This is a genomic window from Saccharopolyspora kobensis (genome assembly GCF_900108315.1).
In the GTDB taxonomy this organism is placed as follows: domain Bacteria; phylum Actinomycetota; class Actinomycetes; order Mycobacteriales; family Pseudonocardiaceae; genus Saccharopolyspora; species Saccharopolyspora kobensis.
The window spans coordinates 303,643-328,527 of record NZ_FNVB01000009.1 but is presented as its reverse complement, the minus strand read 5'-3'; the positions used below and the strand labels follow the sequence as shown (position 1 = coordinate 328,527).

The window sequence follows — 24,885 nt, the reverse complement described above, 5'->3', positions numbered from 1 at the left end:
GACGGCCCAGCTGCACGCTGGTGCTCGCTGGCGGAACCCGAGTGCTTCCCGGGGATAACCCCGTGCTCCAAGCGGCCAGCGCCGCTTCTAAAGCGGACGGCTGCCGCCGACAGGTTCTAAGGCCTTCCGGGCGCGCTGCACGCGCGCCGTGCGGTTCCAGCTCCACCAGCCGTGGATCACCAGCGCCGCGAACACCACGTAGATCGCCGCGCTGAAGTGCAGGCCCGAGGCGATCTGCAGCGGCACGCCGACCGCGTCCACGGCCAGCCACACCAGCCAGAACTCGACCAGACCGCGGCCCTGCGCCCAGAAGGCGACCAGCGTGCCGACGAAGATCCAGGCGTCCGGCCACGGGGCCCACGAGGCGTCCAGCGCGGACAGCAGCAGCGCGAACGCGGACGTGCCGATGGCCAACGCGCCGATCAGCACCAACCGCTCCACGCCGCTGGCCTTGCGCACCACGACGCCGTAGACGGGATCGCTGCGGCGGCTCCAGGCCCACCAGCCGTAGACGGAGATCAGCAGGATCATCACCTGCCGGACGGCCAACCCGCCCAGGTGCGCCGAGGCGTAGACGGCGAACAGCAGCACCGTCGCCGAGACCTGCACCGGCCAGGTCGCCAGGGTTCTGCGCTGGGCGAGGAAGACCACGGCCAGGGCGCACAGCTGCCCGACGAGTTCCGCCCACGAGATCTGCTGGCCCAGCACGGTGATCCCGTTGCCGAGCAACCATTCCGCGACAGTCCGCACGCCCGCTCCTCCCACCGGCGACGTGCACACCGGGGTACGCGAGCAGCGCGAGGGCGCAGCCGGCTGTGGTTACAGCTCCGCCCTGGCCACCCGTGCGCTGCCTCTCATCCGGACTTTCACCGTCGGTACCGGAATTCCACCGGATCGGCCGACACCTCGTTGCGGGAGGCGCCGGTTCGCGGACTTTCACCGCCGGTTCGGATTTTCACCGAGCCCCGGAGCGCACGACTTCGTTCGTTCTGCGCAACATCGTGCGCCTGTCGATCTGTTCCCGGGTGCGGACGTGGGCCGCATCACACCACCGGCCGGTGCGAAAACCGGTTGCGCGAGCGCCGGTGCGCGCTGGATCTTCCGCAGGTGACCGAACCTGCTCGACAACCTGCGCGCGGGATGAGCCGCCCCCTCGTCCTGCTGCTGTCGCTCACCTGCGGGATCAGCGTGGGCAACATCTACTTCCCGCAGGCGATCAGCCCGCTGGTCGCGGTCGGGCTGGACGTCCCGCCCGACGCCGCGGCGCTGGTCGCCACCGCCGTGCAGCTCGGCTACGCGGTCGGGATCTTCCTGCTGGTGCCGCTGGGCGACCGGGTGCCGTACCGGCCGCTGATCGCGTGCTTGCTCGTCGCCACCGGCCTGGGCCTGCTGGCCGCCGCGGTGGCTCCCGCGCTCCCGCCGCTCGTGGCCGCCAGCGCCTTGATCGGCACCACGACCGTGATCGCGCCGCTGGTCAGCCCGCTGGCCGCGGGACTGGTCGGCGAGGAGCGGCGCGGCGCGGTCATCGGGATGCTGCTGAGCGGGTCGATCGGCGGGATGCTGCTGTCCCGCGCGTTCGGCGGCCTGCTCGGCGACTGGCTCGGTTGGCGGGCGCCGTACCTGGTGGCCGCCGTGCTCGTCCTGATCGTCGCCGGGGTGCTGGCGTTCGCGGTGCCGCGCACGGCACCACCGTCGGCGCAGCGCTATCCGGCGTTGCTCGGCGAATCGCTGCGGCTGCTGCGCACCGAGCCCGAGCTGCGCCGTTCCTGCTTCTACCAGGCGATGGTGTTCGCCGGTTTCACCGCTGTCTGGACCGGTGTGGCGCTGCTGCTCACCGGCCCGGCCTACGGGCTCGGGGCGCCGGCGGTCGGGGCGCTCGCGGTGGTCGGCGCGGCGACCATGTTCTGCACCCCGATCGCCGGTCGGCTGGCCGATCGGCGGGGGCCGGACGCCGTCAACCTGGTGTGCCTGATCGGCGCGATCGTCGCGGCCGCAGTCCTCGTCGGCGGCGCCTCCGGCGGGATCGCGGGGATGGCGGCGCTCGTGCTCGGCACGCTAGTGCTCGACGTCGCGATGCAGTCGGGCATGGTCGCCAACCAGGTGCGGATCTACGCGCTGCGCCCGGAGGTCCGCAGCAGGCTCAACACGGCCTACATGACCTGCGCGTTCCTCGGTGGCAGCGCCGGGTCGTGGCTCGGGGTGCGGGCTTTCGCGCAGTTCGGCTGGGCGGGCGTGTCCGGGCTGGTGGCGCTGCTGGCCGGGACGGCGCTGGCCGGGCACCTGATCGCGATGCGGCGACTGCGATTCCGCGCGAGATCGGCGGTGTGACCGACCCCTCCGGACGGCCGATCGAACAGGCGTGCCCCTACCGGTAGACTCGATCAGCAGCTCGTCGAGGAGGGGGACGCCGGATGAACGACACCGATCACGCGATCCTCGCCTTCGAGCTCGAGCACTGGCAGTACCAGGGCAACAAGGAACGCGTCATCCAGGAGCGCTTCGGCTTCTCCCCGAACCGCTACTACCAGCGGCTGAACCGCCTGCTGGACGAGCCCGAGGCCTTGAAGCAGCAGCCGGCCCTGGTCAAACGCCTGCTGGACCGCCGCGACGAACGCGCCGCCCGACGCCGCGCCCCGCGCGAATCCTGACGCCCCGCCGCGAAGAGCGCGCCGAAACTGATCCGCCCGGAACGCGGGAGCCCCGCGACACCTGTGCGGTGGCGCGGGGCTCCGGGTTCTGCTGCCGCTACTGCTGAGCGCGCTCGGCGTACTGCTCCGGGGTGAGCTGGCGGTCCTGCTGGATGCGGACCAGCTCGGCCAGCAGCGGTGCCGCCTGGTCCGGTGGCAGCGCCTGGAACGCCTTCTTGATCGCCTCCGGGTCGCCCGCACCGGTCTGCGGCGGGATCTCCGGCGCCTGCCCCTTGGCGATCACGGTGTTCACCAGGTCGACGAGCATCGCGACGATGGTGCGCGGTCCGACCTCGGTGTGCCAGCCCTGGATCTCGCCGTTCGGCCCGCGCGGGCCGAGCAGCTCGTGCTCCAGCCGCCGCAGGATCGCGTCCTGTTCCGGGTTCATCTGGTCCTCCTGGTCCTTGTTCCCGAGGTCGGCGCGGAACCGGTCCATGTCCACGTGGCCGGGATCGATCTTGCCGGTGACGCTGGTCTCCTTGTGGCCGCGCGCGGCGTCCGCCGGACGGCCCAGGTGTTCGAGCACCGCGCGGGTCGCCTTCAGCGCCGCCGAGTACTGCTCCGGGCTCGGCCCCTGGTCGACGCCCTGGTAGTCCCACTCGAAGCCGACGTAGAGCGTGTTGCCGTCACCTCCCGGATTCGGGCCGGACGCCTTCGCCTCGCCCGCGTGGTTCGCGCGGCCCGCGGCGATCACGTGCACCGTCCCGTCGAAGCCGATCACCGCGTGGCAGAGCGGACCGGCGAGGTCCGGACGGCCGTCGATGCACAGCTGAACGCTGGGTGCTGGGTTCTCGTAGGACGCGGGCGTGGCGGTGTGGTGCTCGAGCACGCCGACCGGTGCCGGCTGCGGTCCCGAGGAGGCGGTGCGTTCCCGCCAGCCATCGGTTTCGACCACCGCCAGTCCGACCGAGCGCAGCGCGTCCGCCAGCCAGACGAGGGGCAATGCCAACCTGATCACTCTCCTGGCTTGATCCGTTCCCTCATGGTGTCGCGATCGAATGCGGGCGACCACGGCCAAGTGCGTGAAAATGGTCGAGACCCACCCAACGGGTGAGCCTCGACCACCGAATGAGTTTTCCCTATCCGTCGCGCGCGGGAGCCGTTCAGCGCGCCTTCCCGCTTTTCTAGAGCCCGCTGGTTCCGGTGTTCGGGGTGACCTGCTCCGTCGGTTCCGCGCCGTTCTTGGTGCCGTTGGGAGTGCTGAACTGCTTCTCCACGCCGGACAGCCACTTGCCCCAGCGCTGCTGCATCGGCCCGATCAGCCCGCCGCCGACGCCCACCACGATCACGCCGCCGACGGTGGCCAGCACGGTGATCAGGATCGGGGTGGTCACGGTGAGCGCGATGCCCATCTGGTTCAGCGCGGCGATCACGCCGAGCGCCACGATGAAACCGAAGGTGATCTTGCTCAGCACGCCGCCGACCGGGCGGCCGCCGAGCGCGCCGCGCACCAGGTCGCCGACCACGCGGCCCACCGCGGCGGCCACCAGCACCAGCACGATCGCGACCAGCACGCGCGGCAGGAACAGGACGATCTGGTCGATCAGGTCCTTGACCGGGTTGGGGCCGAACGCGCCGAGCGCGAGCTGCAGGAAGATCAGCAGGATGAAGTAGTAGACGACCTTGATCAGCAATCCGCCGAGGTCGACCTGCGTCTTGGCCGCCATGTCGGCCAGCCCGGCGCGCTTGAGCAGCCGGGTGAAGCCGAGCCGCACGAAGGCCACCTGGATGGCCTTCGAGACCGCCTTGGCGATCAGCCAGCCGATGAGCAGGACGACCAGGAACATGGCGAGCTTGGGAACGAATGTGGCGATGTTGGCCCACGCCTGGGCCAAGCCCGTTTGCAAGGTATCCACGATTTCACCTCGGAAAAGCCCAATGGAGACGTTTGATGGGTGATCGTTTCTGCTATTCGGCCGAGGGACAAACCGAAAGCCCGCCTCGAACGGGCGATTTAGTTACTCGAACGGATTAAGACAAATCACGCCGAGTCAACACCGCTCGGACTGTGAGCCCGCGCGCACCGCCGACCGGTGGCCGCACTGGGCTGATCGGCGGCGTGCGATTCTGACAGCATGAGTACCGAACGCGCAGGTGAGCGGGACAGCGGTGCGCAGCGGCAGATCTCCGCGCCCACGCTCCGCCGCCTGGAGCGCGGTTCGGGCGGGCTGGCCGGGGCCAGCGTCAGCGCGATGGAGCAGCGGCTGCCGTGGTTCCGCCGGATGCCCGCCGACCAGCGCGCCAGCGTGCTGCTGGTGACCCAGACCGGCGTGGCCAACTTCGTGGCCTGGCTCCAGGATCCGACCGAGGCGATCCGGTTGACCGCCGAGGCGTTCCGGGCCGCACCGCGCGACCTGTCCCGCTGGGTCAGCCTGCGGCAGACCCTCGAACTGGTGCGGGTCGCCATCGACGTGTTCGAGCAGCAGCTCCCGGAACTGGCCGACGAGCAGCACGAACGCACCATGCTGACCGAGTCGATCCTGCGCTACACCCGCGAGATCGCCTTCGCCGCGGCGACCTCCTACGCGGCCGCCGCGGAGGCTCGCGGCGCGTGGGACGCGCGGCTGGAAGCGCTGGTGGTCGACGGGATCGTGCGCGGCGACGCCGAGGAATCCCTGCTGTCCCGCGCCGCGGCGCTGGGCTGGGAGCCCTCCTCCGAGGCGACCGTGCTGGTCGGCAACGCGCCGTCCGACGATCCGCCCACCATCGTCTACCAGGTGCGCAGCCGCGCCGCGCGGCTCGGCTGCCCGGTGCTGCTCGGCGTCCAGGGCACCCGGCTGGTGGTCGTCTTCGGCAGCTCCGGCGAGGAGCGCTCCGACGAAGAAGCGGTGCCGCGGCTGGCCGAGGCCTTCGACGAGGGCCCGGTCGTCGTCGGGCCGACCGTGTCGAACCTGGCCGAGGCGCACCGCTCGGCGGCGGACGCGATGTCCGCGCTGCGCGCCGTGGCGGCCTGGCCGACCGCGCCCCGCCCGGTCCCGGCCGGCGACCTGCTGCCCGAACGGGCGCTGGCCGGCGATCCGGAGGCCGAGCGGCAGCTGGTCGAGCGGATCGTGCTGCCGCTGGTGGACGCGGGCGGGTCGCTGATGGAGACCGTCGACACCTACCTGGAGGTCGGCGGCGTGCTGGAGAACTGCGCCCGCCAGCTCTACGTGCACCCCAACACCGTCCGGTACCGGCTGCGCAGGGTGGCGGAACTCACGGGCCGCACCCCGTCCAACGCGCGGGACGCGCACGTGCTGCGGGTGGGCCTGGCGGTCGGCAGGCTGGCCAAGGCGCGCGGCCTCTGGTGACGCGGCGGTCGTGCCTGGTCCCAGGCCTCCACCGTTGTTCACCGATGAGTCACCGACCGGACACTGCCGACAACGAATCGCGGTCCGGACCAGCTCGGCTCCAGAACCGCTTGTAGACACCCCACAAGTTTGCGCGCCGGACTTCGTCCGTCTCGGCATCACTCCGATCGCACCCCGCCGTGTTCAGTAGCAAGGGTGATCGCGCTTCTAGCTCCCGGACAGGGGTCGCAGACCCCGGGGATGTTCAACCCGTGGCTCGAACTGGACGGTGTCGCCGAGCGACTCGGCGCCTGGTCCGAGCTGACCGGCCTCGACCTGCTCCGCCTCGGCACGACCGCCGAGGCCGAGGAGATCAAGGACACCGCGGTCACGCAGCCGCTGGTGGTGGCGCTGTCGCTGATCGCCGCCGAGGAGCTGCGCCGCCGCGTGACCGTGCCCGCAGGCACCCCGGTCGCCGGGCACTCCGTCGGCGAGCTGGCCGCGGCGGCGGTCGCGGGCTCGCTGAGCGCCGACGACGCGGTGGCCCTGGCCGCGGTCCGCGGCCGGGAGATGGCCGCCGCGTGCGCGCTGGAGCCCACCGGCATGTCCGCCGTGCTCGGCGGCGACACCGCCGACGTGGTGACCCACCTCGAACACCTCGGGCTGGACCCGGCCAACCGCAACGGTGCAGGTCAGATCGTCGCAGCCGGTCGGCTGCCCGCGCTGGAGCAGCTCGCCGCCGAACCGCCGGCCGGTGCTCGCGTCCGGCCGCTGCCGGTCGCCGGCGCCTTCCACACCCGCTTCATGGCGCCCGCGCAGGAAGCCCTGGCCAAGCACGCCGAGGAGATCAGCGCCACCGACGCCGAGCTGCCGCTGCTGTCCAACGCCGACGGCGCGGTGGTCACCGGCGCCGACGAGATCGTGCGCCGCCTGATCGCCCAGGTGACCAGCCCGGTCCGCTGGGACAGCTGCATGGCGGGGCTGGCCGAGCGCGGTGTCGAGGCCGTCGTGGAACTTCCGCCCGCAGGCACCCTCAGCGGCCTGGTGCGCCGCGAAATCAAGGGCGTCAAGACCGTCGCTCTGAAGACCCCCGCCGACCTGGACAAGGTCGCCGAACTGCTCGGGAGCGACGAGTGACCAAGCCCCGCATCGCCCAGAACGCCACTCCGGCGGGCACCCGGCTGCTCGGTTTCGGCAGCACCCAGGGCAACCGGATCGTCACCAACGACGACCTGGCCAAGCTGGTGGACACCAACGACGAGTGGATCCGCCAGCGCGTCGGGATCATCCACCGCAGGCTCGGCGACGAGAGCCAGACCGTGGTCAGCATGGCGGTCGAGGCCGGCGCCAAGGCGGTGGCCGACGCGGGTCTGACGCCCGGCGACATCGACCAGGTCATCGTGGCCACCTGCACCATGCCGGGCGGCATCCCGAACGCCGCGGCCCAGGTCTCCGACCAGATCGGCATCAAGGCCCAGAGCGCCTTCGACGTCAACGCGGCCTGCGCCGGGTTCGTCTACGCGCTGTCGGTCGCCTCGGACGCGGTGCGCGCCGGTTCGGCCCGGAACGTGCTGGTCATCGGCTCCGAGCGGTTCCAGGAGTGGCTGGACTGGGAGGACCGCGGGAACTGCATCATCTTCGCCGACGGCGCGGGTGCGGCGGTCGTCGGTCCGGCCGAGGAGCCCGAGATCGGGCCCGGCGTGCTGGGCAGCGCGGGCGACCTGGTCGACACCATCTACCTGCGCGAGGGCAAGTACATCTACCAGGAGGGCCAGTCGGTCTTCCGGTGGGCGACCACCCAGATCGCCCCGGTCGCGGCCCGCGCGGTCGAGGCCGCCGGACTGAAGCTGTCCGATGTGGACGTCCTGGTGCCGCACCAGGCGAACCTGCGGATCGTGGAGGCGATCGCCCGGAAGCTGCAGAGCCAGGGTGCGCGTGACGACCTCGTGGTCGCCCGTGACATCGTCTACTCCGGCAACACCTCGTCGGCATCCATCCCGCTGGCCATCGACCACATGCGAGGAGCCGGGGAGATCTCCAGCGGTGACGTGATGCTGCTGGTGGGCTTCGGGGCCGGGCTGTCGTACTCGGCCCAGGTCGCCGTCTGCCCCTGACCCCAGAACTGCCGCGGGCCGCACGCCCGCGGTGAGCAAGCAAGAACCAGGAAGGAACACCGTGTCCAACGAGGAAATCACCAAGGGTCTGGCCGGGATCGTCGAAGAGGTCGCCGGTGTCGACGCCGCCGACGTGACCGTCGACAAGTCCTTCGTCGACGACCTCGACATCGACTCCCTGTCCATGGTCGAGATCGCCGTGCAGGCCGAGGACAAGTTCGGCGTGAAGATCCCGGACGACGAGCTGGCCAACCTCAAGACCGTCGGTGATGCGGTGGACTACATCACCAAGAACGCATGACGACCGAAGTCGTCATCACCGGGCTGGGCGCGACGACGCCGCTGGGCGGCGACGTCGCGTCCACCTGGGACGGACTGCTGAACGGCGCCACCGGCATCAAGCGCCTCGAGGAGGAGTGGCTCGACCGCTTCGAGCTGCCCGCCAAGATCGGTGCGCCGCTGGCGGTGGAGCCCGCTGACGTCCTGCCGCGCGTGCAGCTGCGCCGGATGGACCGCTGCGAGGCGATCGCCGTCATCGCCGCCCGCGAGGCGTGGGCGGACGCCGGTTACGAGCTGCCGTCCGACGATTCCGAGCCGGTCGACCCGGATCGGCTCGGCGTGGCGCTGGGCACCGGCATCGGGGGTCCGCTGACCCTGCTGCAGCAGGACGACCTGCTGGAGTCCCAGGGGCTGCGGAAGGTCTCGCCGCTGACCGTGCCGATGCTGATGCCCAACGGCCCGGCCGCGATGGTCAGCCTGGACCTGCGGGCCCGCGCCGGGGTGCACTCCCCCGCGTCGGCCTGCGCGTCGGGCGCCGAAGGCCTGGCCAAGGGCTTCGAGATGATCCAGCAGGGGCACGCGGACGTCGTGGTGGCCGGTGGTGCGGAGGCCTGCATCCACCCGATCACCATCGCCGGCTTCGCCCAGGCCCGGACCCTGAGCACCCGCAACGACGACCCGGACCGGGCATCGCGCCCGTTCGACGTCGACCGCGACGGGTTCGTGATGGGCGAGGGCGCCGGGGTGATCGTGCTGGAGAGCGCGGAGCACGCCAAGGCGCGCGGCGCGCGGATCTACGCCCGGCTGGCGGGCACGGGCATCACGTCCGACGCCTACCACATCACCGGCAGCCACCCGGACGGTCGCGGCCAGATCGGGGCGATGCGCAAGGCGCTGCTCAGCGGCGGCCTGGAGCCGTCGGACATCGGGCACGTCAACGCGCACGCGACCTCGACCGTGGTCGGTGACGTCGGAGAGGCCAACTCGGTGCGCCAGGCCATCGGTGACGGCGCCGTGGTGACCGCCCCGAAGGGCTCGCTCGGCCACCTGGTCGGCGGCGCCGGTGCGGTGGAGAGCATCGTGACGGTCCTGTCCCTGAAGCACGGCGTCATCCCGGCGACCCGGAACCTGGAGAAGCTGGACCCGAAGGTCGAGCTCGACGTGGTCGCCGACAAGCCGCGGCACGTGGAGCAGACCGCCGCGATCAACAACGCCTTCGGCTTCGGCGGGCACAACGTGGCCCTCGCCTTCGCCAAGGCCTGACCGCAGGCAACCGGAAAGCGGGCTGAGCGCGACTCAGCCCGCTTTCCACTTTTCACCGGCGACTCGGGCACCCCCAGCCGCCCGACCGCCGTGCCCCCACATTCGCAGCGGAAGCTGTGAATCTCCGAAGCCCAAGATCGAAGTTTCCTTTGAAACCGCGATCCGACGGCGAACCTCCTTCAGGCGCGCGGGTTCCAGGTGCTGGTCGCGGCGGTGCGGCGGGCGTAGTCGGCGAAGTCGCGCGGCTCCCGGCCCAGCGCCCGGCGGACACCGTCGGTCAGGTGCGCGTTGCGGCCGTCGAGCACCTCGGTGAACAGGTGCTCCACCATCGACACCACCTCGGGCGGCACACCGTGCTCGGCCATCGCCGCCCGGTACTGCTCCGCGCCGATCGACGCGAACGCGACGTCCCGGCCGGTTGCGGCGGCGATCTCACCGATCGCCTCGGCGAAGGTGAGCAGCCGCGGCCCGGTCACCTCGTACACCTGCCCCGCGTGCCCCTCCTCGGTCAGCGCGGCCACGGCGACGTCGGCGATGTCATCGGCATCGACGAACGGCTCGCCCACCGCACCGACCGGCAGCGCGACCTCGCCCGCGCGCACCGCTTCCACCAGGAAGTCCTCGCTGAAGTTCTGCTGGAACCAGGCCGCTCGCACGACCGTCCACTCCGCACCGGAGGCCCGGACGGCCGCCTCGGCCCGCTGCGCACCGGCCTCCCCGCGACCGGACAGCAGCACCACCCGCCGGACCCCGCTGCGCACCGCCAGCTCGGTGAACTCCCGGACCACCTCGGCAGCGCCCGGAACGGCCAGATCCGGCTGGTAGGACAGCTACACCGCCTCGGTGTCCGCCAGCACCGCCGGCCAGGTGGCGGGCTCGGTCCAGTCGAAAGGCGGCGTCGCCGAGCGGGATCCGGCCCGGACCGGCCGCCCCGCGTTCGAGAGGCGTTCGAGGACGCGGCGACCGGTCCGGCCGGTAGCGCCGAGGACGAGCACCGGCTTCTGTTCGTTGGCTGACATGCCCCCAAGTCAAGTCGACCCCGCCTGGACGCCCCATAGCCGAGAAGCCACACCCCATAATCGATCGTCCAACCTCAAACAGCTCCCCACGACCACCCCCGCCCCTCCGCAACTTCAATTGAAATCACACGTCGAAATTCAATTGAAATCGCGCGCCGTCGGCGTGTCAGAGCCCGACACGCCGATCAGGCCCGCAATTTCAATTGAAATCGGACGGCCAATTTCAATTGAAATTGCGGATCGCCTCGCCCGGCAGGGCATAGGCTCGTGCTGTGGACACTCTGGCCGGGTTGCTGGACGGGCCTCGGGCGCGCGGTGCCTTCCTGCTCCGCTCGATCCTGGAACCGCCCTGGTCGCTGCGCATCCAGGACCGCGCCCCGCTGACGCTGGTCGCGGTGGTGCGCGGCTCCGCCTGGGTGCTGCCGGACGGCGGCGAACCGGCGCTGCTGGAGCCCGGCGACGTCGCGGTGGTGCGCGACCCGGGCCACTACACCGTCGCCGACGATCCGGGCACCCCGTGGCAGGTCGTGATCCACCCGGGCCAGCGCTGCACCAGCCCGAACGGCACGCCGCTCGACGGGCTGTCCGACCTCGGCGTCCGCACCTGGGGCACCGGGCGCGCGGGCACGACGACGCTGCTCACCGGCACCTACCAGGTGGTCGGCGAGGTCAGCGACCGGGTGCTCACCGAACTGCCGGATCTCGCCGTGGTCCGGCACGAATCGCTGGACGCGCCGCTGATCGACCTGCTCGCCGCGGAGATCGGCAAGAACGCGCCGGGCCAGGAAACCGTGCTGGACCGGCTGCTCGACCTGCTGCTCATCGCCGCGCTGCGGGCCTGGTTCGCCGGATCGCCGGATCGCACTCCGGCCTGGTACAGCGCGCAGTGCGACGAAGTCGTGGGCCAGGCCCTGCAGCTGATCCACGACGCCCCAGCCGAGCAGTGGACCGTCGCCGGGCCGGCCGCGCGCTGCGGGCTGTCCCGCGCCGGTTTCGCGCGGCGGTTCACCGAGGTGGTCGGCGAACCGCCGATGACGTACCTGACGTCCTGGCGGCCGGCGCTGGCCGCCGACCTGCTGCGGGAATCCGACGCGACGATCGGCGCGGTCGCCCGCCAGGTCGGCTACGGCAGCGCGTTCGCGCTCAGCAACGCCTTCAAGCGGCGCTTCGGCACCAGCCCGCAGGAGTACCGGCGGCACGACCGGCCGGAGTCACTCCTGGCAGGCGGCGCGCAGGGCGCTGTTCGGCAGCTTGCTGGTGTCCAGGCGCAGTGAGCGGCCCGAGTCGGTGATGACCATCGGGTACACCAGGTTCCACTCCAGGCACCGGTACGGCATGTCCGGGGGCGCGTCCTCGGGGGACTGGTGGCTCTTGAAGGTCAGCATCGCCAGCAGCGACCCGTCCGGGCCGGGATCGATCCGGTGCACCTTCATGTCGAGGTCCTCGGTGGTGCCGTAGGCCTGGTTCCACTTGGCCTCGGGCAGCTCGTCCCACTTGCTCTCGACCACTGTGGACTTCCACAGGTCGTAGTCGCGGTCGTTGATCGAGCGGAAGTGGTTGTCCAGCAGCACCATGACCGCCTGCTGGTCGGGATGCCCGGCAGCGCCCCGCGTGTAGTCCACGCCGCCGGGGCTGGTCACCGACACGACCTCGTCCGTCGGCTGGAACTTCGTCGAGCCGGACCGCTCCGGCCCGCGGTAGAAGTTCTCGGCGAGCACCACGCCGCCACCGGCACCGGCCAGCAGCACGACGATCGAGACCGGCAGACCCCACTTCACCCAGGAACGCACGGCACCAAGCTTCGCACATCCCGATCAGCGCCACGGACGGTTCCGGCGGCCCCGCGGCTCAGCCGACGCGGTGCAGCCAGGTGACCGGAGCGCCGTCCCCGGCGCGGCGGAACGGTTCGAGCGCGTCGTCCCACGCCGCGCCCAGCAGCTGGTCCACCCGGTGCGCGAACGCCTCCGGCCCCTTGGCGTTGGCCGCGAGGGTGCGCAACTGGTCCTCGCTGACCACGATGTCGCCGTTGGCGCTGGTGCAGGCGCGCCACAGGCCCAGGCCGGGAGCGTGGCAGAACCGCTGCCCGTCTTCCCCGGGACTGGGGTCCTCGGTGACTTCGAAGCGCAGCATCGGCCACGCGCGCAGCGCGGTGACCAAGCGTGCGCCGGTACCCGGCTCGCCTGTCCAGTTGCACTCCGCGCGGAGTTGCCCTGGGGCTGCCGGTTGGGCCGTCCAGCGGAGTTCCGTCCGGATGCCGAGTGCGCCAGAGATCGCCCACTCGACGTGCGGGCAGACCGCAGACGGCGACGAGTGGACGTAGACCACACCAGCGGTGTGGCCACGGTCGCTGCCACGGGTGCTCACTGCTGACCTCCGCTGTTCGACGAGGGACGTCTTCCCCTACGACCTCGCGAACACGACGATCAACAGATGCGGCGTCATTCTGCATCGCACGTCGCGCGCTCCGCCACCAGAACTCCGCATCCCGCCACCGGCGCACGACGTCCCGGGTTGCGGACCGCCGATCGGCGGTCACTGCTCCGATCAGGCGAAATCGCAGATCCCAGGGGTTGTCACGAGTTCGGGCATCGCTCGACAGCAGCACCGGAACAGCGTCGAGCGAGTGGCGGATACCACTCGATCGGACGAATATTGGATCTCCTCCACAACCCGGTGGCGACCCGACTAACGTCAGGGCTCGAACAGGTGCGCGCTCACCGGGCTGCTGGAACGGGAGGTCCTCATGCGACTGGTGCGGCTCGGTGCGGACCCGGCCAAGGTCGGCGCCGACATCCGGGCGGCCATCTCCGCGTGGGGAGCCGGCCCGTCGGTGCTGGGCGGGGTCGCCGTGTTCGGCTGCCGCCCGCCGGGCGCTCCCCGCCCGCTGGACGCGGTGATCGTGCTGCCGCGCGGCGTCGTCGTGGTGCTCGGCGTGGACCTGCCGGAACCGGCGTTGAAGGTGGAAGCCCCGCTGCGGACGCCGTGGACGGTGGACGGCTGGCCGATGGTGCGCGCCGAAGGTGCGGTCAACCCAGGGCTGGAGGGGCTGGAATCCGCCGCGGCGCTGGCGCGCAGCCTGCAGTCCCGCGGGCTGGAGCCGCTGCCGGTCGCCGCCGTCGTGGTCGTCGGCCCCTACGCCGGGCAGGTCACCCAGCCCACGACCGACCTGCACCGCGGGGTCCGGGTCGTCTCGCCGAACACCACCGCGATCCTCGCCGCCGCCCGCGAGCTGGCCACCTACGAGCGGTCCTGCCCGGTCGAACCCGCGCAGCAGCTGCTGCAGGTGCTCGACGAGGACTGCCGGCTCAGCGCCGCCGACCTGGTCGAGGAGGGCTTCCCGGAATCGGCCGCCACCGACCTGGCCACGGCGGACACGATGCTGATCCCGAAGTTCACCGAGCCTTCGGCGCTCCGCCGGTTGTCCCGCCGCACCTGGCTGATCGCGGCCGCCGCGGTGCTGGTCGTGGTGTGCGCCGCGCTGATCACCTGGCTCTCCGCGGACAGCCCGTCCGCCGACCCGCCCGCCGCTGCGCCGGTCCAGCGGGTCGACGGCGTGGAGTTCGCGCAGCGGGTGACCGACCGCGCGAAGACCTGCGACCAGCACTCCTTCGGCGACGTCCAGCGCTGGTTCGAGCAGCAGCGGTGCTGGAACCTGACGCGCGCGGTGTTCGAGACCCAGGTGTCCGGCCGGCCGGCGGCGGTGTCGATCGCGATCGTCGAGCTGCCCGACGAGCAGGCGGCGCGGGAGCTCCGGGAGCTGGCCGACGCGGCGGGCACCGGCGGGGTCACCGACCTGGTGGCCGAGGGCCGGGGCTGGCCGGGCGGACCGGACGGCTTCGACGACGCTGCCCAGGTCGTGCAGCAGAGCGGGAAGGAGGTCCGCATCGCCCAGACCGTCTGGCGGCACCGCGCCTCCACCCCGGACGACGTGAGCCTGCGCGCGCTGGCCGAACGCGCCCTGCGCCTGACCCCGCGCGCCTGACCGAGCACCGTCACCCCGCGAGACGTCGACTTCTCGCGAATTTGCCCCCGGGTGACGCGGGTTAGGGGTGTTCGGGTTCTCGGGTCGGTTCCGGCGGTGTTGCCTGCTCGGGGATGTTCGCCGCGGGGAAGACGCGGCGCGGCGGTTTCGTGACGTACGGCCTGCCCAGGCGGTTCAGGAAGAATCCCGGGGCGAACAGCGGCACCACCGCGGACAGCGCGGCCGCGGTCACCCCCGCGCGCAGCACGTCGCGCGGCAGCAGGACCGCCCGCCGGTCGACGAACCGGCTGCTGGTCAGCGCGGCCAGCCACAGCACGACCACGAAGGACACCATCGTCGTCACCGCCAGCAGCATCGCGGGCTGGTAGCCGAGGCGTTCCGCGCCGATCATCACCGCGATCCAGCCGAGCAGCGCGGGAACCTGACCGCGCTCGGTGGTCGCCGCCCACAGCAGGCCGCCGAGCACCGCCAGCCCACCGCCGCCGCTCTGCCACACCTCCGACAGGCGCTCGGACCACTCACCGGTGGTCAGGCCGAGGCGCGACGCGAAGTGGCCGAGGACGTCCAGCGCGCTCGGCCGCTGCCCCGGGAACAGGGACTGCCCGAGGATCCAGCCCAGCGCCCACAGCGACACCGCGAACGCCAGCACCTGCTGCCACCGGGGGCGGTCCATCGCTGCTCGGTACAACCGCGCCAGTTCCCGTTGTCGCGCTTGCACATCCACCCCTGTCGTCGATGTCGGCGGCGGTACCGATGGTCGGTCAGCGGCGGGCGGGAGGACGGGGATTGCTCAGATCAGGGGCGTGTCCGGATCGCGGAGCGTGATCAGCTCCAGAAGGTGCCGGGGCCGGTCGCGCAGCCCCCGTCGCCGGTGCAGGCGGGTGGCAGCGGGCGCACCGCGGAGCCGTCTACCAGCCACTGCCCGCGGCCGTCGGTGGAGACCAGGAACCTGCCCAGCGGGTCGGCGGAGATCCGGACGGCGCCGACGGCCAGCTCCGGTGTCCGGAAGGGCACCCCGGCGCCGATCTTGCGGCCGCTGTCCGCGGCGAAGGTGGCCACCCGCGCCTGCCCGTCGCCGCAGGCCGGTGGCTCGAGCGCGGCGATGTCGCGACCGGACCAGGTGATCGCCACCGGGCCGCAGTCCTCGGACGCCGCTTCGACGTGCCCGGCCAGCGACGTCGCGTCGCGGGCGAGCACCAGCACCGACGCCTGGTCGCGACCCGGCTCGGCCGCCAGCAGCGCCAGCCGGCCGTCGTCGGACAGCGCGAGGTCGTCCACCCGCGTCCCGGCCGGGAGCGCGATGCGCTGCTGCTGACCGCCGCGCAGCAGGACGACGGAATCGGCGTCCGGGTAGGCGATCCGGCCGCCGCCTGCGGCCAGCAGCCGGAGGTCGCCGGGCGGCACCGGCAGCACGTGCTGAGCCCCGTCGGCCGCGATCTCGACGAGCCGCCTTCCGTCCGATGTGGACGTCGCCGCCAGCACTCGGTTCCGGTCGGTGGTCAGCACCTCCGGGTCCGCGCCGGGGACGTCGGCGAGCACGCCGTTCTGCTGCCCGGAGAAGATGTCGAAGGAAGCGATCACACCGGGTTCGAGCGTCGCCAGGTAGCTGTTGGGCTGCGCGCTGACCGGAGCGGGCTGCTGCTGACCGGGCATCACCACCAGCGCCACGACCAGCGCTACCGCCGCCACCGCCACCGCGCCGATCGCGGCGAACAGCGGGCGCCGGGGCGCCTTGCGCCGCCGGGTGCCCGCCAGCAGCTTGGGCAGCGCGTCAGGGCTCGGCTCGACGTCGTCCACCATCCGGTGCAGCTGCGCGCGCACCATCTCCACGTCCCACGTGCTGTTGCCGTCCTTCACACCCGCTCCCCCAGCAGCTCGGACAGTCGCGAGATCCCCCGCGAGCAGTACGACTTCACCGCTCCCTGGCTGCATCCCATCACCTCGGCGGTGCGGATCTCGCTGAGGTCGGCGTAGTAGCGCAGCACCACGGCCTCCCGCTGCCTGCGCGGCAGCTTGGCGAGCGCGACCTTGAGCACCGCTCGGTCGACGCCGCGGCCGGTGTCGTCGGGCTGGCTGTCCTCGGTGGCCAGCTTGGGCTGGTACTTCTTGGCCACCATCCGCCGCCGCAGCATCGAGCGGGCGCGGTTGAGCACCGCCTGCCGCAGGAACGCCAGCGCCTTGTCGGGATCGCGCAACCTGGTGCGCGAGTCGAACACCCGCACGTAGGCGTCCTGCACGATGTCCTCCGCGGCGGCCCGGTCGTCCACCAGCAGAACGGCGATGCGCAACAGCTGCTTGTAGTGCTCCTGGTAGAGGTCGGTGAGCTTGCTCGTCAGTTCATCCATGGCCGCCAGCCCGTCGCCCGGCCAGGCGGTCACGGGCAATGCGATCGACACCGTCACATCTCTGCACGACGCGCAAGACCCCCTCCGTGGTTGCGGCCGGATTCCACTCGTTATCGATCGGTGCCACCCAGCCGGCGGCGGAGTTTACCGATCCAGTCCGCGAAGATCATCTCGTGGCGCTTTTTGCGCAGGTACCCGCACCCGGATGGATCACGCCGGCTCGGCCGCGCCGCACTACCGTCTACCGCAGCCGGCCCAAGAGCCCGGGGAGGACACGATGCAGTTCGGCGTCGCCGCGTTCATCACCGACGAGAGCATCGGCCCGGCCGTTCTCGGCCGCGCGCTGGAGGCGCGGAATTTCGACGCGCTGTTCGCCGCCGATCACACGCACATCCCGGTGAGCCGGGAGACGCCGTATCCGCTCGGCGGTGACCTGCCGCGGAGCTGCTACCGGATGCTGGACCCGTTCGTGGCCCTGACCGCCGCCGCGGCGGTCACCGAACGCCTGCTGGTGGGCACCGGGATCTGCCTGGTCGTGCAACGGGATCCGATCACCACCGCCAAGGAGGTGGCCAGCCTCGACCTGGTCTCGGGCGGCCGGTTCCTGTTCGGGGTGGGCACCGGGTGGAATCGCGAGGAGATGCGCAACCACGGCACCGACCCGGCCACCCGCGGCGCGCTGATGGACGAGCGGATCCGGGCGATGCGCGAGATCTGGACCCGGGAGGAAGCGGAGTTCCACGGCTCCCACGTCGACTTCGACCCGATCAGCGCGTGGCCGAAGCCGGTGCAGGAGCCGCACCCGCCGATCTACGTCGGCGGCGAGAGCGAGCGGTCGATCGCGCGGGTCGCCGAGTACGGCGGCGGCTGGCTGCCGCGCGCGGCCGCGGAGAACCTCACCGAGCTGGTGCCGCGGGTGCGCGACCGCGCGGGCCGGCGGGTGCCGGTGTCGGTGTACGGAGCGCCGCCCGACCCGGCGGTCGTCGAGTCCTACGCCGCGGCCGGCATCGACCGGGCCCTGTTCCTGCTGCCCGACCTCGGCCGCGACGAAGCCCTGCGCGAGCTCGACGAGCTGGCCGAGTTCGCCGCCCGCCTGCGCTGAGCGCGTCTTACATCCTGGTTACTTCCCGGCCACGGACTGGACATTCCGCAGTTGCGCGCCGATCCTCGTCTCTGCTGCGCACCTGTCGTCTCGCGCAGTTCGCAACCCGCAGGAATGGAGTCCGAGGACGGTGTCAACGAACACGGCGCCGAGCGGTGGGACAGCTCGGAAACGCAAGATGACTCCCAAGGAGATCGCCATCTGGGTGCTGGTGGCGATCGTCGGCGCGGTCGCCTGGGGCGTCATCGCGCTCGGCCGCGGCGAGGAGATCTCCGCGGCCTGGCTGGTCTTCGCCGCCCTGGCGTCCTACGCCATCGGTTACCGCTTCTACGCGCGGTTCCTCACCTACAAGGTGCTCAAGGCCGATGACACCCGCGCGACTCCGGCCGAGCGGCTGAACAACGGCACCGACTTCCAGCCCACCGACCGCCGGGTGCTGTTCGGGCACCACTTCGCCGCGATCGCCGGGGCCGGGCCGCTGGTCGGCCCGGTGCTGGCCGCGCAGATGGGTTACCTGCCGGGCACCATCTGGATCATCGTCGGCGTCATCTTCGCCGGCGCGGTGCAGGACATGGTGGTGCTGTTCTTCTCCACCCGCCGCAACGGCCGCAGCCTCGGGCAGATGGCCCGCGAGGAGATCGGTCCGGTGGGCGGCATCGCGGCGCTGATCGCGGTGCTGGCCATCATGATCATCCTGCTGGCGGTGCTGGCGCTGGTCGTGGTCGGCGCGCTGAAGGGTTCGCCGTGGGGCACCTTCTCCATCGGCATGACCATCCCGATCGCCCTGTTCATGGGCTTCTACCTGCGGTACCTGCGGCCGGGCAAGATCGTCGAGACCTCGGTCATCGGCGTGGCGCTGCTGATGCTGAGCATCGTCGCGGGCAGCTGGGTGGCCAACTCCGCGCTGGCCGGGTTCTTCACCCTCTCGGGCAACCAGCTGACCTTCGCGCTGATCATCTACGGCTTCATCGCCTCGGTGCTGCCGGTGTGGATGCTGCTGGCGCCGCGCGACTACCTGAGCACGTTCATGAAGGTCGGCGTCGTGGTGATGCTGGCGGTCTCGCTGCTGATCGCGCTGCCGGTGATGAAGACGCAGGCGATCACCGAGTTCGCGCTCAACGGCCAGGGCCCGGTGTTCTCCGGTTCGCTGTTCCCGTTCGTGTTCATCACGATCGCCTGCGGTGCGCTCTCCGGCTTCCACGCGCTGGTGTCCTCGGGCACCACGCCGAAGATGCTGGAGAAGGAGTCGCAGGTCCGCGTCATCGGCTACGGCGGCATGCTCACCGAGTCGTTCGTGGCGATCATGGCGCTGGCCGCGGCGTGCATCATCGACCCCGGCCTGTACTTCGCGATGAACATGCCCGCGACCGCGCTCGGCGACACGCTGGAGTCGGCGTCGCAGGCGGTGGCCGGCATCGGCTTCCAGATCACGCCGGAGCAGCTCGCGGCGGCCGCGGCCTCGGTCGAGGAGGAAACGCTGGTCGGCCGCAGCGGCGGCGCACCGACCCTGGCCGTCGGTCTGGCCGAGGTGTTCTCGCAGGTGCTCGGCGGGGACGCGATGAAGGCGTTCTGGTACCACTTCGCGGTGATGTTCGAGGCGCTGTTCATCCTGACCACTGTGGACGCCGGTACCCGCGTCGGCCGGTTCATGCTGCAGGACACCGTGGGCAACGTCTGGAAGCGCTTCGGCGACGTGAGCTGGAAGCCGGGCAACTGGATCGCCAGCGCGGCGATCGTCGGCGCCTGGGGCTACTTCCTGTGGGCCGGCGTGAACGACCCGCTGGGCGGCATCAACCAGCTGTTCCCGCTGTTCGGCATCGCCAACCAGCTGCTGGCGGCGGTGGCGCTGGCGGTGGCGACCACGCTGCTGATCAAGTCCGGTCGCGCCAAGTACGCGTGGGTGACGCTGATCCCGCTGGCCTGGGACGTGGCGGTGACGCTGACGGCGAGCTGGCAGAAGATCTTCTCCGCGGACCCGTCGATCGGCTTCTTCGCCCAGCGCGCGGCCTACCAGGCGGCGCTGGCCGCGGGCGAGACGAGCAAGGGCACCGCGCACAGCGTGGAGGACATGCAGCGGGTCGTGGTCAACTCCACGGTCACCGGCGTGCTGAGCATCCTGTTCGCGGTGCTGATCGTGATCGTGCTGGTGGACGCGGTCCGCGTCTGGATCAAGGCGCTGCGGGCAACCGAACCGCTGCCCAGCACCGAGGCCCCGTACGTCGAGTCGAAGCTGTTCGCCCCGTCCGGCCTGGTCCCGACGGCCGAGGAGCGCCGCATCCAGAAGGAACTGGAAGCGGAGAAGGCCGGGGCGAGCACGTGACGACGACGGTCCTGACCAGGTTGCGCGGCACCGCCCGCGCGGCCTGGCAGATCGTGCGCGGTGTGGTCGGCGAGAACGCCTACGAGCGCTACCTCGCCCACCACCACCGCAACCACCCGGGCGAAGAACCGCTGGGAGAGCGGGAGTTCTGGCGCCGCCACGTCGACAGCCAGGACGCCCGCCCGGGCTCCCGCTGCTGCTGAGGCGGAACGAGCTGAGGGGCACTCGCGAGTGCCCCTCAGCTCGTTCTACCGGAGGTCTTCGGTGGCCAGGCGGAGGGCCAGGCCGCCGAAGAGGGCACCGGCGGCTCTGTCCAGCCAGCGCTGGATACCGGGTCGGCGGACCAGCAGGTTCGACAGGCCTCCGGAGGCCAGGCCGACCGCGGCGTCCACGCAGATCCCGACCGCGATCAGCACGCCGCCGAGGGCCAGCAGCTGCACCGGGACCGGCCAGGCGGCGTCGGTCGAGACGAACTGCGGGACGAACGCCAGGTAGAACAGGATCACCTTGGGGTTGGAGACGTTGGTCAGCACCGCCAGGGCGTAGATCCGGCCCATCGACCTGGACGGCGCTGCGCGCACGTCCGGCAGTACCGATGAGCGCAACGACTGGACCGCCAGGTAGAGCAGGAACGCGATCCCGGCGATCCGGACCACTTCCAGCGCGGCGGGCACCGCCTGGAAGACGGCGGTCAGGCCGAGCGCGGCTGCGACGGTGTGCACGAGCACGCCGGTGGACATGCCGACCGCGGCCACCACTCCCCCGCGCGGCCCGGAGGAGATTCCGTTGGCCAGGATGAACATCATGTCCGGGCCCGGCACCAGCGAGATCACCGCTGCCGCACCGATGAACGCCAACACGATTCCGAGATCCACGTCAGTCCCCGATCCGCTGGGCCGACGATGAGGTTCGCGTCAGTTGGGGCTTCCTTTCCAGCACCGGCACCGGAGGTGCCGCCATCCCGACTTGGGATTCCTCGGAAGCGTACGACTCGCCGCTCCGCGCGCATCTGGTTTTTCGCCGCCGTCCCGGAGCGGACCGGCACCGGGTGGAAAACCGGTTTCGAGGTGGTGCGCCCGGCTGGATAATCCGGGGAATGGAGTTCAGTGGGTTTGACTCGCGCGGGTACCGGACCGTTGATGTGCGCACCGGCTACGGGGAGTGGGTCGGCAAGTACGAGGACACCGTCGAGGACGTCATGGACCTCGCGCTGCTGGAGCGGTTGCGGGAGCCGGAGTGGAACGCCGTCGGGCGGGCCGCCGACCTCGGCTGCGGGACCGGGCGGACCGGGCAGTGGTTGCGGGGCAAGGGAGTTCCGGCGATCGACGGTGTCGACCTGACTCCGGAGATGCTGGCGCTCGCCGAGCGGCGCGGGGCGCACGACAGCCTCACCGAGGCCGACGTCACCAGCACCGGGCTGGAGGCCGGCGCCTACGACCTGGTGATCTCCTCGCTGGTGGACGAGCACCTCGACGACCTGGCGCCCTTCTACCGGGAGGCGTGGCGGATCGCCGCGCCGAAGGCCGCGTTCGTGCTGGTCGCGTTCCACCCGCACTTCATCATGACCTCCGGCATGCCCACCCACTTCACCAACGACGCCGGCGAGTCGGTGGCGATCACCACCAACGTGCACCTGATCAGCGACCACGTCACGGCCGCGGTGGCGGCGGGCTGGCGGCTGGCCGAGCTGCACGAGGGCCTGATCGACGACGCCTGGCTCGCGGTGAAGCCGAAGTGGGCCCGCTTCCGCAACCACCCGATCTCCGCCGCCTACGTCTGGCGCAAGGACGGCTGAGGCCCTGCCCGGTCGAGGACTTCCGTCCTTTCCCCGCCGGGCCGGTCCGGTGGATCATGTGCTCATGAAGCGCATCGCGGTGGAGCGGCTGGCCGACGTGGTCGGGCCCGTGACCTTGGGCATGGGCGTCGGCCTGGCTGCGGCTCCGGAGAAGGTCGGCGGAGCGCTCGGCCTCGACCGCCGGTTCGCCAGGAGCGTCGGGATCATCGATCTGGCCCTCGCCCCCGGCCTGCTGCTGGGGCGTCCGAAGTGGCCGTGGATGGCCGCCCGGGCGGGGCTCAACCTGGTGCTCGTCGGCCGCTACCGGGCCCGGCGGGTTCCGGCCGGGACAGCGGGATGGCCACGCTCACCGCGGTCGACGGAACGCTGGCGTTCGTCCTGAAGCGCCGGTCCGGGAATGAGGTTCCGGGTCGGCGCGTTTCCCGGGAATGACCACCTCGCTCGGCAAGACCGGTATCTGGCAGATCTCCGCGCAGCTGGATCCTGAACTGGCAGCGGAAGTCGAGAAACTCGGCTATGGCACGATCTGGCTGGGCGGTTCCCCGCCCGCGGACCTCGCCATCGCCGAACAGCTGCTCGACGCCACCCGCCGGATCACCGTCGCCACCGGCATCGTGAACATCTGGAGCGCTGCCCCGGGCCCGGTCGCCGAATCGTTCCACCGGATCAACGCCAAGCACCCTGGCCGCTTCGTGCTGGGCATCGGCGCCGGGCACCGCGAGATGAACGATGACTACCGCAAGCCGTACCAGGCGCTGGTCGACTACCTCGACGTGCTGGACGCCGCCGGGGTCGCGCAGTCGCAGCGGGTGCTCGCGGCCCTCGGCCCGAAGGTGCTGGAGCTCGCGCGCGACCGCGCGGCCGGTGCGCACCCGTACCTGACCACGCCCGGGCACACCCGGCACGCCAGGGCGATCCTCGGTGACACGCTGCTCGCGCCGGAGCAGAAGGTCGTCGTCGACACCGACCCGCAGCGCGCCCGGGAAACCGGTCGCGACATCGTCGGCAGGTATCTGCAACTGGCGAACTACACCCGCAACCTGGAGCGCCACGGCTTCACCGCGGAAGACGTCACCCCGCCGGGAAGCGACCGGCTCGTCGACGCGCTGGCCCTGCACGGCACTCCGGAGCAGATCGCCCGCGGCATCGATGCGCATCTCCAGGCGGGCGCCGACCACGTGGCGGTCCAGGTCCTCGGCGACCCGCTGCCCGGCTACCGCGCCTTGGCCGCGGCGCTCCGCTGAGGCCGTTCTGCCCTGCCGGCGGGGCAGGACTCGTCAGGTGCGGGGCCGGTGAGCCCGGACGTCCACCGGGCGTCCGTCGGGATCGCGAGCGGTCATCGTCCACTGCGCGGGCAGTTCCTCGATCTGCCCCACCTGCCACCCGGCATCCACGATCCGTTCGCGTACCTCGCGCAGCTGCGCGAGCGTCGCCACCCGCAGGCCCCAGCCCGCTTGGTCCAGGGGATCGAGTTCGGTGCTGGGAGCGGTGTCGGTTTCGACGATCATCAGGTGGTCGGCGCCGCCGACGTCGAGGACCGCGATCCGCGGATCGGTGGAGGTGGCGGCGCGCCCGAAGGCGAACGTCGCTCCGAGCAGCTCCGTGTAGTAGCCGACGAGCCGGTCGAGATCGGTCGTGGACAGGGTCAGGTGGTTGATTCCGAGGAGATCGGGCATGATCTCCCCACCGTACCGCAGCCACCGGGCCAAGCGGCCGAATTCTCCGAGCGCCAACGGACTCCTGCTTCCTGGGTCGTTGAGTCCGATGTGGACTTCGCGACGCCGGGAACGGTTCCGCGACCACGTCCGGCCCGAGCCGGCCTCTCTCCGGCATTCACCGGAACGAACGGCCGGAGCCGCGAGATCGACCCGGGGGGGGATCTCGCGGCTCCGGCCGCGGTCATCAGGCATTCTCGGCCTGCGGTCGCTTGAGGCTGTCGGAGAGCTTGAGCCAGACGACACCGGCGATGATCACTGTCAGCCAGAGGGCCTTGACCGGTGTGAATGTCTCGTCGAAGAAGACCGGCCCCAGCAGTGCGGCTCCAACTGCGCCGATCCCGGCCCAGACGGCGTAACCGATGCCCACGTCGATGGTGCGCAGGGCGAGGCTGAGGGCGAAGAGCGTCAGGAGGAAAAAGACGACCGCCACGACCGAGTAGGAGAGCACGGTGAATCCCTGGCTGCCTCCAACGGCGAGGGCGTAGCCGATCTCGAAGACTCCGGCCAGGAGGAGCATGAGCCAGGCACGGGTCCGGCTGCGGGCGGTGGCGGTGGCGGTGGCGGTCGGGGCGGCGACGGTGGCGGTGGCAGTCATGGGATTTCCTTCTTCGTGATCGATTACGGCGAGCTGCTTCGGTGCGTGGGTGTCCCGGACCATCACGCCGCTCCGCTGAGCTGGAGGCCGACGACGCCGACGATGACGGCGGCGATGCCGAGGAGCTTGCGCCAGTCGAGTCGCTGGCCGAACAGGAGCGCGCCGAGGACGACGATCCCGACACCGGCCGCGGAGGTCCAGATCGCGTAGCCGACGCCGACGTCGAAGGTCAGCAGGGCCAGGCTGAGGAAGTAGGTGGCGATGCCGCCGCTGACCAGCGTGGCCGCGGTCCAGGCGGGCTTGGTGAAGCCTTGGGCCTTGCCCGCGGCGATGGCGACGGAGATCTCGAAGGCGACGGCGACGGCGAGGTAGAACCACTGCATGACGAATGTCCTTT

General features: G+C 71.3%; 28 protein-coding genes, 1 pseudogene and 1 riboswitch. Of the genes and pseudogenes, 15 read left to right on the top strand and 14 right to left on the bottom strand.

The features are described 5' to 3' along the window. Positions 1 to 87: 87 nt before the first annotated feature. Positions 88 to 750 carry a nicotinamide mononucleotide transporter family protein gene (locus C4T78_RS28765; protein WP_093351873.1) on the bottom strand — a complete coding sequence of 221 codons (663 nt, stop codon included), beginning with the start codon at positions 748 to 750 and terminating at the stop codon, positions 88 to 90. A 92-nt stretch (positions 751 to 842) separates the two neighbouring features. Beyond that, a riboswitch (FMN riboswitch) is annotated at positions 843 to 976 on the bottom strand. 164 nt (positions 977 to 1,140) lie between these two features. On the opposite strand from C4T78_RS28765, the gene C4T78_RS28760 reads away from it, so the two are divergent. Further along, positions 1,141 to 2,328 carry an MFS transporter gene (locus C4T78_RS28760; RefSeq protein WP_093351870.1) on the top strand — a complete coding sequence of 396 codons (1,188 nt, stop codon included), beginning with the start codon at positions 1,141 to 1,143 and terminating at the stop codon, positions 2,326 to 2,328. Between the two features lie 83 nt (positions 2,329 to 2,411). Further along, the gene (locus C4T78_RS28755; protein ID WP_093151851.1) at positions 2,412 to 2,648 is read left to right on the top strand and encodes a DUF3263 domain-containing protein; all 237 of its coding nucleotides are present in this window, start codon (positions 2,412 to 2,414) and stop codon (positions 2,646 to 2,648) included. Positions 2,649 to 2,745: 97 nt separating this feature from the next. On the opposite strand, the gene C4T78_RS28750 is transcribed toward C4T78_RS28755, so the two are convergent. Further along, the gene (locus C4T78_RS28750; protein WP_093351836.1) at positions 2,746 to 3,636 is read right to left on the bottom strand and encodes a peptidoglycan recognition protein family protein; all 891 of its coding nucleotides are present in this window, start codon (positions 3,634 to 3,636) and stop codon (positions 2,746 to 2,748) included. A 175-nt stretch (positions 3,637 to 3,811) separates the two neighbouring features. After that, positions 3,812 to 4,543: a mechanosensitive ion channel family protein gene (locus tag C4T78_RS28745; protein WP_107916110.1), complete on the bottom strand. Its 732-nt coding sequence runs from the start codon at positions 4,541 to 4,543 to the stop codon at positions 3,812 to 3,814. A gap of 219 nt (positions 4,544 to 4,762) precedes the next feature. Here C4T78_RS28745 and C4T78_RS28740 point away from each other — a divergent pair, with 219 nt between their 5' ends. From C4T78_RS28740 to C4T78_RS28720, 5 genes are all read left to right on the top strand, one after another. Next, positions 4,763 to 5,977, top strand: coding sequence for a PucR family transcriptional regulator (locus C4T78_RS28740; protein WP_177247566.1), 1,215 nt, complete (start codon positions 4,763 to 4,765; stop codon positions 5,975 to 5,977). Between the two features lie 195 nt (positions 5,978 to 6,172). Next, positions 6,173 to 7,093, top strand: coding sequence for an ACP S-malonyltransferase (locus C4T78_RS28735; RefSeq protein WP_093351831.1), 921 nt, complete (start codon positions 6,173 to 6,175; stop codon positions 7,091 to 7,093). Then, positions 7,090 to 8,070 carry a beta-ketoacyl-ACP synthase III gene (locus tag C4T78_RS28730; protein WP_093351828.1) on the top strand — a complete coding sequence of 327 codons (981 nt, stop codon included), beginning with the start codon at positions 7,090 to 7,092 and terminating at the stop codon, positions 8,068 to 8,070. Before C4T78_RS28735 ends, C4T78_RS28730 begins: the two co-directional genes overlap by 4 nt. Before the next feature lie 61 nt (positions 8,071 to 8,131). Next, positions 8,132 to 8,371 carry an acyl carrier protein gene (locus C4T78_RS28725; RefSeq protein ID WP_093151868.1) on the top strand — a complete coding sequence of 80 codons (240 nt, stop codon included), beginning with the start codon at positions 8,132 to 8,134 and terminating at the stop codon, positions 8,369 to 8,371. Beyond that, positions 8,368 to 9,612, top strand: a complete 1,245-nt coding sequence (locus tag C4T78_RS28720; protein ID WP_093351825.1) for a beta-ketoacyl-[acyl-carrier-protein] synthase family protein — start codon at positions 8,368 to 8,370, stop codon at positions 9,610 to 9,612. The genes C4T78_RS28725 and C4T78_RS28720 overlap by 4 nt, the downstream gene beginning before the upstream one ends. 179 nt (positions 9,613 to 9,791) lie before the next feature. Here the strand turns inward: C4T78_RS28720 and C4T78_RS28715 are convergent, their stop codons facing one another. Then, positions 9,792 to 10,400: a Rossmann-fold NAD(P)-binding domain-containing protein gene (locus C4T78_RS28715; protein WP_309599295.1), complete on the bottom strand. Its 609-nt coding sequence runs from the start codon at positions 10,398 to 10,400 to the stop codon at positions 9,792 to 9,794. Between the two features lie 42 nt (positions 10,401 to 10,442). Continuing rightward, a complete protein-coding gene (locus tag C4T78_RS37175; RefSeq protein ID WP_235863495.1) occupies positions 10,443 to 10,631 on the bottom strand; it encodes an SDR family oxidoreductase in 189 nt (62 codons plus the stop codon). 272 nt (positions 10,632 to 10,903) lie between these two features. Here C4T78_RS37175 and C4T78_RS28710 point away from each other — a divergent pair. After that, positions 10,904 to 11,824, top strand: a pseudogene (locus C4T78_RS28710) (AraC family transcriptional regulator); the annotation flags it as partial. An 18-nt stretch (positions 11,825 to 11,842) separates the two neighbouring features. On the opposite strand, the gene C4T78_RS28705 reads toward C4T78_RS28710, so the two are convergent. Beyond that, positions 11,843 to 12,421, bottom strand: a complete 579-nt coding sequence (locus tag C4T78_RS28705; protein ID WP_093351819.1) for a hypothetical protein — start codon at positions 12,419 to 12,421, stop codon at positions 11,843 to 11,845. A gap of 58 nt (positions 12,422 to 12,479) precedes the next feature. Further along, positions 12,480 to 12,956 (bottom strand): DUF3145 domain-containing protein, encoded by a 477-nt coding sequence (locus C4T78_RS28700; RefSeq protein ID WP_170210483.1) that lies wholly within the window; start codon positions 12,954 to 12,956, stop codon positions 12,480 to 12,482. Between the two features lie 418 nt (positions 12,957 to 13,374). Between C4T78_RS28700 and C4T78_RS28695 the strand changes: the two genes are divergently transcribed. Continuing rightward, positions 13,375 to 14,613, top strand: coding sequence for a hypothetical protein (locus C4T78_RS28695; RefSeq protein WP_093351817.1), 1,239 nt, complete (start codon positions 13,375 to 13,377; stop codon positions 14,611 to 14,613). Between the two features lie 61 nt (positions 14,614 to 14,674). On the opposite strand, the gene C4T78_RS28690 is transcribed toward C4T78_RS28695, so the two are convergent. From C4T78_RS28690 to C4T78_RS28680, 3 genes are all read right to left on the bottom strand, one after another. After that, entirely contained in the window at positions 14,675 to 15,286 is a 612-nt protein-coding gene (locus C4T78_RS28690; RefSeq protein ID WP_177247565.1) for a hypothetical protein, read from the bottom strand. A 152-nt stretch (positions 15,287 to 15,438) separates the two neighbouring features. Then, positions 15,439 to 16,470 carry a hypothetical protein gene (locus C4T78_RS28685; RefSeq protein ID WP_235863494.1) on the bottom strand — a complete coding sequence of 344 codons (1,032 nt, stop codon included), beginning with the start codon at positions 16,468 to 16,470 and terminating at the stop codon, positions 15,439 to 15,441. Continuing rightward, positions 16,467 to 17,009, bottom strand: a complete 543-nt coding sequence (locus tag C4T78_RS28680) for a SigE family RNA polymerase sigma factor (protein ID WP_235863493.1) — start codon at positions 17,007 to 17,009, stop codon at positions 16,467 to 16,469. The genes C4T78_RS28685 and C4T78_RS28680 overlap by 4 nt, the downstream gene beginning before the upstream one ends. Positions 17,010 to 17,235: 226 nt before the next feature. Between C4T78_RS28680 and C4T78_RS28675 the strand changes: the two genes are divergently transcribed. From C4T78_RS28675 to C4T78_RS28665, 3 genes are all read left to right on the top strand, one after another. Next, positions 17,236 to 18,060 (top strand): LLM class F420-dependent oxidoreductase, encoded by an 825-nt coding sequence (locus tag C4T78_RS28675; protein WP_093351814.1) that lies wholly within the window; start codon positions 17,236 to 17,238, stop codon positions 18,058 to 18,060. A 178-nt stretch (positions 18,061 to 18,238) separates the two neighbouring features. Continuing rightward, positions 18,239 to 20,380, top strand: a complete 2,142-nt coding sequence (locus C4T78_RS28670) for a carbon starvation CstA family protein (RefSeq protein WP_177247564.1) — start codon at positions 18,239 to 18,241, stop codon at positions 20,378 to 20,380. Then, positions 20,377 to 20,583 carry a YbdD/YjiX family protein gene (locus C4T78_RS28665; protein ID WP_093151891.1) on the top strand — a complete coding sequence of 69 codons (207 nt, stop codon included), beginning with the start codon at positions 20,377 to 20,379 and terminating at the stop codon, positions 20,581 to 20,583. Before C4T78_RS28670 ends, C4T78_RS28665 begins: the two co-directional genes overlap by 4 nt. A 45-nt stretch (positions 20,584 to 20,628) precedes the next feature. Here the strand turns inward: C4T78_RS28665 and C4T78_RS28660 are convergent, their stop codons facing one another. Continuing rightward, complete coding sequence (locus tag C4T78_RS28660) at positions 20,629 to 21,255, bottom strand: LysE family translocator (protein WP_093351812.1); 627 nt, start codon at positions 21,253 to 21,255, stop codon at positions 20,629 to 20,631. 221 nt (positions 21,256 to 21,476) lie between these two features. Between C4T78_RS28660 and C4T78_RS28655 the strand changes: the two genes are divergently transcribed. The 3 genes from C4T78_RS28655 to C4T78_RS28645 all read left to right on the top strand — a co-directional run bounded on the left by C4T78_RS28655 (position 21,477) and on the right by C4T78_RS28645 (position 23,419). Then, the gene (locus C4T78_RS28655; RefSeq protein WP_093351810.1) at positions 21,477 to 22,175 is read left to right on the top strand and encodes a class I SAM-dependent DNA methyltransferase; all 699 of its coding nucleotides are present in this window, start codon (positions 21,477 to 21,479) and stop codon (positions 22,173 to 22,175) included. 64 nt (positions 22,176 to 22,239) lie between these two features. Beyond that, positions 22,240 to 22,557, top strand: a complete 318-nt coding sequence (locus C4T78_RS28650; protein WP_103908171.1) for a hypothetical protein — start codon at positions 22,240 to 22,242, stop codon at positions 22,555 to 22,557. Between the two features lie 46 nt (positions 22,558 to 22,603). Further along, positions 22,604 to 23,419 (top strand): LLM class F420-dependent oxidoreductase, encoded by an 816-nt coding sequence (locus tag C4T78_RS28645; protein WP_093351805.1) that lies wholly within the window; start codon positions 22,604 to 22,606, stop codon positions 23,417 to 23,419. 33 nt (positions 23,420 to 23,452) lie between these two features. Here the strand turns inward: C4T78_RS28645 and C4T78_RS28640 are convergent, their stop codons facing one another. From C4T78_RS28640 to C4T78_RS28630, 3 genes are all read right to left on the bottom strand, one after another. Beyond that, on the bottom strand, positions 23,453 to 23,908 hold the full coding sequence (locus C4T78_RS28640) for a VOC family protein (protein ID WP_218161574.1): 456 nt from the start codon (positions 23,906 to 23,908) through the stop codon (positions 23,453 to 23,455). A 169-nt stretch (positions 23,909 to 24,077) separates the two neighbouring features. Then, positions 24,078 to 24,488 carry a DMT family transporter gene (locus C4T78_RS28635; protein WP_093351803.1) on the bottom strand — a complete coding sequence of 137 codons (411 nt, stop codon included), beginning with the start codon at positions 24,486 to 24,488 and terminating at the stop codon, positions 24,078 to 24,080. Positions 24,489 to 24,550: 62 nt separating this feature from the next. Next, complete coding sequence (locus C4T78_RS28630; protein WP_093351800.1) at positions 24,551 to 24,871, bottom strand: DMT family transporter; 321 nt, start codon at positions 24,869 to 24,871, stop codon at positions 24,551 to 24,553. Between the last annotated feature and the right edge of the window lie 14 nt (positions 24,872 to 24,885).